Source organism: Actinomadura sp. NPDC048394, assembly GCF_040651755.1.
GTDB classification, from domain to species: Bacteria; Actinomycetota; Actinomycetes; order Streptosporangiales; family Streptosporangiaceae; genus Spirillospora; species Spirillospora montaniterrae.
In genome coordinates this window covers 78,825-90,686 of record NZ_JBEZJL010000040.1, presented here as the reverse complement: position 1 = coordinate 90,686, position 11,862 = coordinate 78,825, and the positions used below count along the sequence as shown (strand labels likewise).

Annotated in this window: 12 protein-coding genes; 6 read left to right on the top strand and 6 right to left on the bottom strand. The window is 72.2% G+C overall.

Annotated features, from left to right (window positions below):
- Window positions 1–66: 66 nt before the first annotated feature.
- The 5 genes from AB0C78_RS28125 to AB0C78_RS28105 all read right to left on the bottom strand — a co-directional run bounded on the left by AB0C78_RS28125 (window position 67) and on the right by AB0C78_RS28105 (window position 5,853).
- Window positions 67–555, bottom strand: a complete 489-nt coding sequence (locus AB0C78_RS28125; protein ID WP_360753378.1) for an N-terminal phage integrase SAM-like domain-containing protein — start codon at window positions 553–555, stop codon at window positions 67–69.
- Between the two features lie 315 nt (window positions 556–870).
- On the bottom strand, window positions 871–2,307 hold the full coding sequence (locus tag AB0C78_RS28120; RefSeq protein WP_360753375.1) for an alpha/beta fold hydrolase: 1,437 nt from the start codon (window positions 2,305–2,307) through the stop codon (window positions 871–873).
- A 168-nt stretch (window positions 2,308–2,475) separates the two neighbouring features.
- Window positions 2,476–3,189, bottom strand: a complete 714-nt coding sequence (locus tag AB0C78_RS28115) for a LytTR family DNA-binding domain-containing protein (RefSeq protein WP_360753372.1) — start codon at window positions 3,187–3,189, stop codon at window positions 2,476–2,478.
- A complete protein-coding gene (locus tag AB0C78_RS28110) occupies window positions 3,186–4,235 on the bottom strand; it encodes a histidine kinase (RefSeq protein WP_360753369.1) in 1,050 nt (349 codons plus the stop codon). The genes AB0C78_RS28115 and AB0C78_RS28110 overlap by 4 nt, the downstream gene beginning before the upstream one ends.
- Before the next feature lie 124 nt (window positions 4,236–4,359).
- Window positions 4,360–5,853, bottom strand: coding sequence for an ABC transporter permease subunit (locus tag AB0C78_RS28105; protein ID WP_360753367.1), 1,494 nt, complete (start codon window positions 5,851–5,853; stop codon window positions 4,360–4,362).
- 195 nt (window positions 5,854–6,048) lie between these two features.
- Between AB0C78_RS28105 and AB0C78_RS28100 the strand changes: the two genes are divergently transcribed.
- The 6 genes from AB0C78_RS28100 to AB0C78_RS28075 all read left to right on the top strand — a co-directional run bounded on the left by AB0C78_RS28100 (window position 6,049) and on the right by AB0C78_RS28075 (window position 11,062).
- A complete protein-coding gene (locus AB0C78_RS28100; protein WP_360753364.1) occupies window positions 6,049–6,711 on the top strand; it encodes a response regulator transcription factor in 663 nt (220 codons plus the stop codon).
- Between the two features lie 47 nt (window positions 6,712–6,758).
- Window positions 6,759–7,865, top strand: coding sequence for a HAMP domain-containing sensor histidine kinase (locus tag AB0C78_RS28095; RefSeq protein ID WP_360753362.1), 1,107 nt, complete (start codon window positions 6,759–6,761; stop codon window positions 7,863–7,865).
- A gap of 79 nt (window positions 7,866–7,944) precedes the next feature.
- Entirely contained in the window at window positions 7,945–8,793 is an 849-nt protein-coding gene (locus tag AB0C78_RS28090) for a helix-turn-helix domain-containing protein (protein WP_360753359.1), read from the top strand.
- Between the two features lie 107 nt (window positions 8,794–8,900).
- Window positions 8,901–9,494, top strand: coding sequence for a dihydrofolate reductase family protein (locus AB0C78_RS28085; RefSeq protein WP_360753356.1), 594 nt, complete (start codon window positions 8,901–8,903; stop codon window positions 9,492–9,494).
- Between the two features lie 27 nt (window positions 9,495–9,521).
- Window positions 9,522–10,472, top strand: a complete 951-nt coding sequence (locus AB0C78_RS28080; protein WP_360753353.1) for an NAD(P)-dependent oxidoreductase — start codon at window positions 9,522–9,524, stop codon at window positions 10,470–10,472.
- A gap of 137 nt (window positions 10,473–10,609) precedes the next feature.
- Window positions 10,610–11,062 (top strand): DUF6069 family protein, encoded by a 453-nt coding sequence (locus tag AB0C78_RS28075; protein WP_360753350.1) that lies wholly within the window; start codon window positions 10,610–10,612, stop codon window positions 11,060–11,062.
- Window positions 11,063–11,112: 50 nt separating this feature from the next.
- Here the strand turns inward: AB0C78_RS28075 and AB0C78_RS28070 are convergent, their stop codons facing one another.
- Window positions 11,113–11,808 carry a pentapeptide repeat-containing protein gene (locus AB0C78_RS28070; protein ID WP_360753348.1) on the bottom strand — a complete coding sequence of 232 codons (696 nt, stop codon included), beginning with the start codon at window positions 11,806–11,808 and terminating at the stop codon, window positions 11,113–11,115.
- Window positions 11,809–11,862: the final 54 nt, after the last annotated feature.

The following is an 11,862-nucleotide window of genomic DNA, read 5'->3' as shown; positions in this document are numbered from 1 at the left end:
CCCACACCACACCCCCCCCCCCAAAAACCCAGGGGTCGTGGGGGCCCCCCCCCCCCCCACCCGACCTCACGAAAGATCGAGGTTAACTCCCTTGCAGGGGTGAAGGACGATGACGAGGTCGTTGAGCGCCGTGGTGAAGATGGCGCTGAGGATGGTCATGCAGAAGCGGATTGTCGGTGGATTGACGCCTTCGCTCTGCAGATGTGTGACCCATTCGCGGACATCGATCGGGAGGACATCGATCATGCGCATGCCGCCGAACCAGGGCATGATGTATCGCTGGATCTCGTAGTCGTAGTTCTCCCTCGTCCGGAGTTCGATGACGTGGTTGGGGAACCAGACGTCTTCGACGTAGCGTCTGAAGCGTTGTCTGCCCTTCCCCGGATCGGGAAGGCGTTCTAAAGACAGCTTCGCCAGGGCTTTTTGCCATGCTTTGTCGGCCTGTGCCTCTGTTGCGAAGGTTCCGGCGTGCCTGATGTTCCCGCGGATATCGCGGTACACGGCCGCGTAGCGGACCTGGCCGTCCTTGCCGACTCGCGGGCGGGAGAATCCCATGCTGGCTCCTCAGGTGATCGTTCTTGCCACCGAAATGCCACCAAGGACCACGTGAGCGATCTTGATACGCGGTGGCACGAGGCGGCATTGATACCACCTCTCACCTGGGAATTTACCCTTAAGTTGTTGAACCGCCGAACACATTGTGTTCGATTTATCCGGTTCGCATCGAGGGGGTCAGGGGTTCAAATCCCCTCAGCTCCACCGAGAACTTGAAGGTCAAGGGCCTGATCGGAGTTTGCTCCGGTCAGGCCCTTGGTCGTTTGTCATTGAGGTGTCACCGGGCCCGTCCGCTACCGGCGGTGGGGCGGCTGGTCAGTTCAGGAGGAACTTGGTGAGGGCGTCTCGGCCGGTGTGGCCGGGTTCGCGGTTCTGGATGGAGTGGGCGGCGCCCTTGACGACGACGAAGCGGGTGCCGGCGGGGCTGACGGCGCGTTCCTGCTCGGCCCACTCCAGCGGGGTGCTGAGGTCGCGGTCGCCGGTGAGGATCATCGTGGGCAGGTCTGGCAGGCGGGCGGCGGGGTTGGAGCTCGGGGGCTCGGCCGGCCAGCGCAGGCAGGTCTGGACGCTGCTCTGCGCGAGCGCGACCGCCGAGGTGTACGGCCAGGTGGCCGATGCGGGCAGGGTGCGCGCGGTGCGGTCGAGGAACGGGCCGCGGAGCGCGGTCGGGGTCGCCGAGGTGCCCCACGGGAAGCGCAGGTCCTGGCAGAGGGTGGCCGCGTGCAGGCCCGCGCTCAGCTGGCTCGCGGGCGTGCCGTCGGCCGGCGTGAACACGGCCTCGATGGTGTCCAGCCGGCGGGTGTCGCCGGCGACGGCCTCGTGCATCGCGCCGATGATGTCGCCCGGCAGGCCGCTGCCGGGGATCGGGTCCGGGTCGCGGTAGGTCGGGTCGATGAACTCGTAGCCGACGACGTCGCCGAACAAGGCGAGCCCGCCGGCCGGGGTGCGCCGCCGGACGAGCGTGGCGAGGTCCTGCGCCGGGTCGAAACCGCAGGCGGGCGCGGTCTTGCAGGCGTCCCGGAGCACCCTCGGCTGGGCGGTGAGCCCGACCAGGTTCAGGTCTCCGGCGACCGTCCAGTGGTGCGGGACGACCGAGTCCATCACCAGCCGGGACACGTGCCGGGGATGGGCGATGGCGTACCGGGCGGCGGTGAGGGAGCCGTACGACACGCCGTCCACGACCATGGTGTCCACGCCGAGCGCGCGCCGGACGTCCTCGAAGTCGCCGACGCTCTGGTCGGTGCCGTAGAAGCGCGCCCGGTCGCCGAGGAGGCGGCTGCACTCGTCCACCGCGTCGGGGGTGGCCGGGGCGCTGTCGGAGCCGCTGACCTGGGCCTGCATCTTCGGGCAGTCGACGGCGCCGAGCGGGCCGGTGCCGCGCTGGTCGAGCATGACGAGGCGGTACTGCGCGAACACCTCGGGCATGCGCCCGGCGATGCGCCGGAGGAGGGCGACGCCCTCCTGGCCGGGGCCGCCGGTGAGGAACAGCAGCGTGCCCTTGGGCTTGGCCGGGCCGTCGGCGGCGCCGACCTGGAGGTCGAGCGTGCCGGGCGTCCGGCCGGAATGGTCGAGCGGGACGGTCAGCGTCCAGCAGGTGAAGCCCGGTTGCACGGCGCCGTCGTCGTCGCGGCACGGGTGCGGGGCGTGGAGCCCTGGGGCGGTGGCACGCGGGGTGGCGTGCGCGGCGGGCGCCACGGCCGCGACGGCGAGGCCGCAGCCGAGGACGGCGAGGGTACGGCGGACATTTCTCATCGCGAACTCCCGCGCGGTGGGGAAGGACCGGCACCCATGCCCCCGAGGACGGATGCCGGCCACGGCTCTGCCGGGTGACGGAACGCGCCCACCGTAGGAGCGGTCCGGGGGCGGCGGCCGGGTCCGTGCGGCGAACGGGAGCGGGGAAGGGGTGAACGGGAGCGGCGGTCAGGTCGGCAGGCCGAGCGCGGCCCGCACCTCGTCCCGGTAGGCGCGTCCGGAGATGAGGGCGGCGCCGGAGCACAGGGTCAGCCGCATCTCCCCGTGGCCGAGGACCTCCAGTTCGCGGATCCGGTCGAGCCGGACGATGACCGAGCGGTGGATCCGCAGGAACTCCGCGGAGCCGAGCCGCTCGTGGAGCTTGGCCAGCGTGCCGCGGACCAGGTGCGAGCGGGCGCCGGCGTGGATGCGCAGGTAGCCGTCCTCGGCCCGGACGTAGTCGATCGCGTCCAGGTCCAGCAGCCGGATCCGGCCGCCCATCTCGACGGGCAGCCGGTTCAGCGCCGGGGCGGCGGTCCGCCGGGCCAGCCGGTCGCGGACGCGGTCGAGCGCGAGGTCGAGCCGGTCCCGGCCGTACGGCTTGAGCAGGTAGTCGACCGCGTCGACCTCGAAGGCGCGGACGGCGTGGTCGCTGAAGGCCGTCACGAACACGACGGCCGGGTCGTGCCGGCCCCAGATCGCGTCGAGGATGCCGAACCCGTCGCCCTCGGGGAGCTGGATGTCGAGGAAGACCAGGTCGGGCCGGTGCCGCTGGAGGGCGGCGAGCGCGGTGGCGGGCGAGCCGCACCCGGCGAGCAGGTGGACGTCCTCGTGGGCGGCCAGCATGCGCTGGAGCCGCCGCCGGGCCGGGGGCTCGTCGTCGACGATCAGGGTCTTGATCATGTCCGCGCCGTCCGCAGCGGCAGCCGGACGGTCGCGGCGACCCCGCCGCCCGGCTGCGGCTCGACGCTGAACCGGTGCTCCGCGCCGTACATCTGGGCGAGCCGGGCGCGGGCGTTGGCCAGCCCGATCCCCGTGCGCGGCCGGCCGGGCGGCAGCCCGACGCCGTCGTCCGCGACGACCAGCCGCAGCCAGGACCCCTCCGGCCGGGCCGTGATGGTCACCGTGCCCGGCGCGTCGCGGGGGGAGATCCCGTGCCGGACCGCGTTCTCCACCAGCGGCTGGAGGAGCAGCGGCGGGACGAGCGCGTCCAGCGCTCCGGGGTGGAGCCGCCAGTCCACCGCGAGCCGGTCCTCGAACCGGGCCTGCTCGATGTCCACGTAGGCCGACAGGACCTCCAGGTCCTCGCGCAGCGTCACCTCCAGCGAGCCGTCATGCTCCAGCGACCGCCGCAGCAGGGCGCTCAGCCGCACGACCATCTCCTCCGCGCGCGACGGGTCGTCATGGACGAACGAGGCGATGGTGTTCATCGCGTTGAACAGGAAATGCGGCCGCACCTGCGCCCGCAGCGCCTGCAGCTCGGATCGGGTCAGCTGCTCGCGGGCCCGCGCCAGCTGCTCGCGCCGCCGCCGGTGCTGGACGAAGTAGTAGACCCCGTGGGCCACTCCGACCCATTCGAAGTACATCGCCAGATAGGCCCCGAGGTTGCGGAGGTACTCATCGCCGAACCCCCGCCCGGGAGGCAGCCAGTGCAGCACCGGATCGAACAGGAACATCCGTCCGCTGAGCCAGCAGAGCGCGACCAGGTAGCCCGCCAGGTGGATCAGGACCGCGCGCACCATGTGCGGACGCCTGACCGGGAACCACATGGTGAGCAGGTACACGCTGATGTTCACCGGGAGCCACGTCAGCGAGGACGCCATGGTCTGCGCGAGGCCCAGCCCGACGCTGTTCGCCCCGTCCGCGTAGTCCTTCCACCAGCCCAGCGCGTCCACCAGCGCGAGCAGCGACACGATCGCGGTCCAGATGCCGAACACGCGTCGATCCACGCCCGTACCGTAACGATCCCGACCCGCCGCCGCCAGGCCACTATCGGCCGCGCCTCCGGCGTCCGGGACATCACCGCGCGCCGCCGGAATCCCGCAGTTCAAGCGTGAGGTGGGGGGGGCGGCTTTAGGTGTCCCTTTTGTTGAGGAGGGTGGTGGCTGTGGCCAGGCTTACGGCGGTGTAGACGGCTAGGACGGTTAATCCCGCCCATGGGGGCAGCGGGTAGTAGCCGTTGTAGGGGGTGTAGTGGCTTGTCACCTGGTCGTATTCCACGAGCGTTTGCTGGACGGCGAAGGCCGCTTCCGGTGTCAGCCGGGCCAGCCAGTTCGCTGCGCTCGCGGGCATGAACGGGAGGGTGGTCAGGACGTAGGGGAGCACGACGGCCACGATGACGGTGGCGACTGCGCCGGCGCTGTGGCGGAGGACGGCGCCGACGGAGAGGGCCAGGACCGCGGCGGTCGCGAGCAGGGTCGCGGTGCCGAGCGCCACTCGCATTTCGGTCGAGGACGGCACCGGGAAGACGTAGACCTCGTTGTCCCGGGCGAGACGCTCGCCGAGCGGCGCCGCGATGACCGTTCCCAGCAGTCCGGCGACGAAGGTGGCGGCCCACAACACGATCGCCTTGGCGAGCAGCACGTGGCTCCGTCTCGGGGTGGCGGCGACGGTGAGGCGGATCATCTTGGTCCGGTATTCGGCGGTGATGAACAGCGCCCCGACGACGATCACCGCGGCCAGCGCGGCGAACGTGCCGGTGAGGATGTCGTGCAGGGTGCCGCCGGTCGGCAGGGTCTCGCGGACGGCGGGCGCTATGTCGCCGGCGCCGGTCACCGTGAAGCGGCCGCCGGTTTCCGTGAACGAACCCCGCGTGTTGTCCGGGTAGCCGGCGAAAGTGGGTGAGGCGGGTCCGAGTTGCTCACCCGTCCATTCGCCAGGGGGCCGGCGCATATGGAGGTCGCGGAAGACGGCCGTCGACACGCTGCCGGCCGTTCCCATGCCGTCCAGGACGGGCGGTGACGCGACGAACAGTCCGACCTGCGCGGTCGGTCCGAGACCGCTCAGCCGCGCGGTGCCCACCTTGGTCCAATGGGCGCCGTCGGTGGAGGCGTAGCCGGTGATGAGGTCGCCTGAGCGGTCCAGCCGCAGCCGGCCGGAGGCCGGGCCGGGCGTGTCGTGGACGTACGTGTCCTGCATCCGCACGCCGTGCGCGCCGGTGAGCATGATCGCCGCGTAGGGCGATCCCCGGCGGGTGCCCTGCTTGATGATGAGACCGGCCTTCGCCCAGGGTACGGTGCCGGGACGCAGGTCTCCGGGTCCCTTGGGAATGCTGCTCTTGAGTTCGGACACCGAGACGGTGATGCTGCCGTTTCCGGCCAGCGGCTGGTGGACGAAATAGAAGCTGTCGGTGACCGGCTCACCGCCCGGGCCGATCGGAACGGGCGGCGCGCCTTTCTGGCTGCTGCTGAGCCCGGCGAGCACCGCGAACAGCACCAGCAGCAGCGCGGCGGCCATCATGCCGATCAGCCAGCCGCGGACGGTCCTGAATTTGGTCCATTCCGCGTGCAGCACTTGGAGAAAGCCGTTCCGCGCGACCGATTGTTGAGACGTCACGGCGGGAGTCACCGTGAAATCTCCGCAAGCAAAGCCGACGCGAGTGCGGTGAGTAATGCAGTCATGCCGACGGTTGTACGCAGTACCGGGTTCCGGCCCGGTCGCGGCGGCTGCGACCGGGCTGCGACCGGGGATCTGGCATCGTCGGAGCATGGCCCCTCGACCCGGCAGCCGCCCAGCACGCACGACGACCGGCGGTACGCGGCGGTGAGGATTCTCGTCGTCGAGGACTTCGAGGTCCTCGCCCGCTCGATCGGAACCGGTCTGCGTCACGAGGGGATGGCCGTCGACGTCGTCCTGGACGGGACGGCCGCGCTCGACCGCCTGGCCGTCACCCGCTACGACGTGGTGGTCCTCGACCGCGACCTGCCCGGCGTCCACGGCGACGACATCTGCCGGCGGCTCGCCCACGGCCGCTGCGAGACCCGCGTCCTGATGCTCACCGCCTCCGGCACGATCGAGGACCGCGTCGACGGGCTCGGTCTCGGCGCCGACGACTACCTGCCCAAACCGTTCGCGTTCGCCGAACTGGTCGCCCGCGTCCGCGCGCTGGCCCGCCGCGCCGCGCCGCCGCTGCCGCCCGTCCTGGAATGCGGGGACATCACCCTCGATCCGGCCCGCCGCACCGCGTTCCGGGCGGGGCTGCGCCTCGAGCTGAGCCCCAAGGAGTTCGCCCTGCTCGAATGCCTGCTCGGCGCGCCCGGCGTGGTCCTCTCCGCCGAGGAGCTGCTCGAACGCGTCTGGGACGAGGCCGCCGACCCCTTCACCACCGCCGTCAAGCACACCATGCACCGGCTGCGGGCGAAGCTCGGCGAGCCGCCCGTGATCGAGACCGTCCGCGAAGGCGGCTACCGCATCGGACCGCCATGACCTCCCGGCAGCCGGCCATGACCTCCCGGCAGCCCGCCAGGAGGTCCTTGCAGACGCGGCTCGCGCTCGCCTACGCGGCGGGGATCTACACCGCCGGGGTCTTCGTGCTGGTGCTCGTCGTCGTGCCGCTCGCCAGCGTCGACGCGGGCACGCCCGTAGACCGCCCCTCGTCGAGCGTGACCACCGGAGCCGGGCGCGGGATCAGCCTGGCCCAGGTCCTCACCGGATCCGCCGCCGCCTTGATCGTTCTGGTTCCGGTCGCCCTGGCCGGCGGCTGGTTCGTCGCCGGCCGGTTCCTGCGCCCGCTGCGCACGATCACCGCCACGGCCAGGAGCATCTCCGCCGGTGACCTCGGCCGGCGCCTCGGCCTCGGCGAGCCCGCGGACGAGCTGACCGAGCTCGGCCAGACCCTCGACGACCTCTTCGCCCGCCTGCAGGCCTCCTTCGACGCCCAGCGCCACTTCGTCGCGAACGCCTCCCACGAGCTGCGGACTCCCCTCGCCGGTCTGCGCACCCTCCTCGAAGTCGCCCTCGCCGACCCCGGCGCCGACGCCGACAGCCTGCGCGCGGCCTGCCGGGAGGCCCTCGCCCTCGGCGAGCACCAAGAGCGGCTCGTCCGGGCCCTGCTCGCCCTCGCCACCAGCGAGCGCGGCGTCACCCGCCGGGAGCCCCTCGACCTCGCCCGGGTCGTCGAAGGGACGCTCGCCTCCCGCCGCGACCAAGCCGCGGAAAGCCGCATCGACCTCGCCGAAAATCTGACGCCCGCGATGATGGAAGGGGACCCGAAATTGGTCGAGAGCCTCGTCGCCAACCTCGTCGACAACGCCATCCGCCACAACCACGCGGGCGGGCATGTGAACGTCACGACCCGGACCGCCGGGACGCGGGCGGTCCTCGAAGTCACCAATAGCGGGCCGGTCATCCCCGGCGACCAGATCCAGCGCCTCTTCCAGCCTTTCCAGAAGCTGGCGGCGGATCGTCATGGCCGTGACGGCTACGGTCTCGGCCTCGCCATCGTCAATGCCGTCGCCCGAGCCCACCACGCCGCCCTCATCGCGGACGCACGCGCCGATGGCGGCCTGAACGTCGCCGTTCAATTCCCGGCACCGGAGGACGCATTCGGGGCATCGACGGGGTTCGAACAGCTGCGCTGAGGGCCCTTCGCAGGTTTCGGCGATCTTGAAGTCGCGCGTCCGGCGCACGGCGGGGCGCGACTTTCGGCAGGATGGCCGGATGGCCGGAGAATCGTCCTTCGTGGAGCGGGCGCCCGCGCCGGCGCTCGCGGCGGTGGCGTCGCTGGTGTGGATCCAGCAGGTCGGTGACCGGCCGCTCGCGCAGCGGCTCGTGCCGCACGGCGGCGGCGAGCTGCGGTGCGTGCTCGGCGAGGCGCCGCGGCTGCTCGGGCCCCTCACCACGGCCACGTACCACGACATCCCGGCGGGAGGCACGGTCATCGGGGTGCGGCTGCGGCCCGGCGTGCTCGGCGGCCTCGCCGGAATGCCGGCCGACGAGCTCACCGACCAGGACGTCGCGGGCACCGACCTCTGGCGCGACCTGAACCGCCTGACGGACCTGCTCGGCGACGCCGCGACGCCTCAGGCCGCGCTCGGTCACCTCCAGGCGTTCGCCGCGCGGTCCGCCCGCGTCCGGGACCCGCTGGTGGACGAGGCCGTCCGGCACCTCATGCCGTGGCGCGGCGGGGGGCCGGCGGCCCTGCCCGCGCTGCTGTCCATCTCCGAGCGCCAGCTGCGGCGGCGGTGCCGGGCGGCGGCCGGCGTCGGTGTGAAGGAGCTGCACCGCATCCTGCGCCTGCAGGGCTTCATCGCCCGCGTGCAGGCGTCGGTCGACCGGCAGGACGAAGCGGACGTCGACCTCGCGCGGTGGGCGATCGAGACGGGCTACACCGACCAGGCGCACCTCGGCCGCGAATGCCGCCGGCTCGTCGGCGTGACGCCCGGCGTGCTGCTCGCGCAGACGGGTGCGGCCTGCGCGTGCGGGCATGATCACGCCGCGTCGTACCGGCCGATGCTCCGGCAGGGGGATGGCCGTTTTGTACTAGAGCGGCGGCCGGTGCCCGCCTAGCGTCGAGCCCGTGAAACGCGCCGTTCGCGTGCCTGGTCAACGGATGCTCCGAGGAGCCGGGGGTACGTGCGCGTCCCGACGTTCGGACGAGTGAAGGAGCTGGTGAGATGGCCAGGGTCATCATGCAGGCCGTGGTTTCGGTGGACGGCTACATCGCCTATCCCGACGACACGGTCGGGCCGTTGTTCGACTGGTACGGCAATGGCGACGTGACGGTCCGGGCGAACGACGAGTGGCAGTTCCGCGTCAGCCGCGCCTCCGCCGATTACGTCCAGCCGTTCTGGGACGAAGTCAAGGTCACGGTGATCGGCCGCCACCTGTTCGACACCACGGACGGCTGGTCGGGCGTGCCCGCCGCGGGCGAGCAGCTCGTCGTCGTCACCCACCGGCCGCTGCCCGAGGAGTGGCGCGCCAGGTTCCCCGACGCGCCTTTCCACACGGCCGGTTCGGTCGAGGAGGCCATCGAGCGCGCCAAGGATCTCGCCGGTGACGGCCTGGTCTGTGTGTGCGCGGGCGACGTCGGCGGGCAGGCGTTCTCGGCAGGGCTCGTCGACGAGGTGGCGATGGACGTCGCCCCCGTGGTCCTGGGCGAGGGGGTGCGGTTCTTCGGTGACCACACCGGGACCGTCCTGCTCGGGGACCCCGACGCGGTGGTCCAGGGCGACCGCGTGCTGCACCTGCACTACACCGTCAAGCACTGACCGCCCCCGACCAGGAAGAACACGCTAATGATCCTCGTTACCGGCGGCCTCGGATCCATCGGGTCGCACACCGCGCGGGCCCTGCTCGACCTGGGCGAGTCCGTCGTGCTCACCGCCCACCGGTCCACGCGGCCGCCCGAGCACCTCGCCGGCGAGCCCGCCGGCCGGGTCGCCGTCGAGCCGCTGGACGCCACGGACGAGACCGCGTTCCTCGACATCGGGAAGCGGCACGAGATCACCGGCATCGTGCACCTCGCGGCGGGCCGGTTCGACCTGCCCGATCCCGTCGAGTACCTGCGCGCCGAGTCCGCCGCCCTGCTCAACGCGCTCAAGGCGGCGCGCGAGTGGGGCGTGCGGCGGTTCTCCGTCGCCAGCTCCATCGGCGTGTACGTGGGCGTGGACGAGACCCCGTGGCGCGAGGACGCCCCGCTGCCGGCAGTGGCGCCGCACCAGATCCACGCGTTCAAGAAGACCGCCGAGCTGTTCACCGCGCTGGCGGGCGACAGCGCCGGGTTCGAGACCGTGAGCCTGCGGATCGGCACGATCTGGGGACCGCTCGGCCTGCCCGACTCGCCGTTCTTCGCGCTTCCCCGCCTGCTCAGCGCGGCGGTCCGGGGCGAGGACCCCGACCTCACCCCGCCCCGCCCGCCCGCGTACGCCGACGACGTCACGGACCTCTGCTACGTGAAGGACTGCGGCCGGGCCATCGCGCTGCTCATGGTCGCCGAGCGGCTGAACCACCGCGTCTACAACGTCTCGTCCGGACGGCCGGTGCGCTACGGCGACGCGGTCGCCGCGATCAACGCCGCCATCCCGGGCGCGGACATCACCCTCCCGGAGGGCCGCAACCCCGACCAACCCCAGGGCAACTACCTCGACATCACCCGGCTCACGGAGGACACCGGCTTCCAGCCGGAGTACGACGTCGAGCGCGCCGTGTCGGACTACGCCGGCTGGCTGCGGAGGCACGACAGCTGAACGGGCCGCCTCCGGATCGGCCGACGGGCGGTGTCGCCGCAGGTCAGCGAGCAACTCCGGGGCGACCGATGAGTTCTCGCGGCCTGGCCGGTCTGCCCCTACGACACTTCGCCCCCACGAAGACGAAAGGGCATGCCATGAGCATCTCCGGCTACACCACCACCGCGCCCGTCACCACCGCGCCCGCCACCGCCGCGACCTCGCCCCGCACCGTTCCGCTGTGGCGCACCGGCGGGTTCGCCGCCATCGCCGCCGCCCTGGCCACCACCGGCATCGCCGCCGTCGCGAGGAGCGCGGGGGTGTCCCTGGACATCGACGGCGAGCCGATCCCGCTGCTCGGCTTCGCCCAGATGACGCTCCTGTGCAGCGCGATCGGCCTGGCGCTGGCCGTGGCGCTGCGGCGCTGGGCCGCGAAGCCCAAGCGCACATTCGTGGCGGTCACCGCCGTGCTCACGGTGCTGTCGGTCGTCCCCGACGTCCTCGTTCCGATGGCGCCGTCGACCAGGGCCCTCCTCATGCTGACGCACCTGGTGGCCGCGGCGATCGTCGTCCCGCTCGTCGCCGGCCGCCTGCCCGCCCGCACCCGCTGACCCGCGGTGGGCCGGCGGAGCCGCCGGCGGCGGACCGCGCCCGGAGCCGGTCAGGCTTCGATCGTGATGCCGGCGTCGGCGGCCAGGGCGTCCAGCAGGCCCATCGCGTCCTGCGCCGCGACGATCGCCCCGTCGAACGACCTGATGCCCGCGACCCCCGACAGCTCGCAGTCCCGGAACCGGGTGCCGCTCATGGTCGCCCCCGAGAACTGGGTGCCGCTGAGCCGGCAGCCCTCGAACCGGACGTCGTGCAGCTCCGCCGACTGGAAGCTCGCCTCGCTGAGATTGCAGTCGACGAACGCCACCGTCCGGAGGCGCGCGAACCGGAAGCCCGCCATGTCCGCCCGGCAGCCGTCGAACCGCACGTCGCGCAGGCCCCCCTCGGTGACCTGCAGGCCGGTCATCCGGCAGTTGCGGACCTCCGCGTTGAACATCCGCGAGTTGAACATCCGCAGGTTGGCCAGGTCGCAGCCCTCGAAGACGACGTCGGCGAACCCGGCGCGCTGCAGCCGCACCCCGGCCAGGCTGCTGCGCGCGAACCGGCACCGCTCGAACTCCACGTCCTCGACGTCCTCGGCGTCCCCGACGGTGAGCCGGTTCTCGCCGTAGGCCAGCGACAGGTACGTCCCGTCGTCGCGCAGCTCCAGGTCGGCGGCGCCGGCCGCGGTCAGGCTCTCGGGGAGTACCGGGGGCCGCGGTTCGCGCGGCGGTCGGACGCGCTGAGCGGCGTGCGGGGTCGCGGACATGACGGCGACCCTACTGCCCCCGCGTCGAGCGCGGGCATCTACGGAACCCCCCAC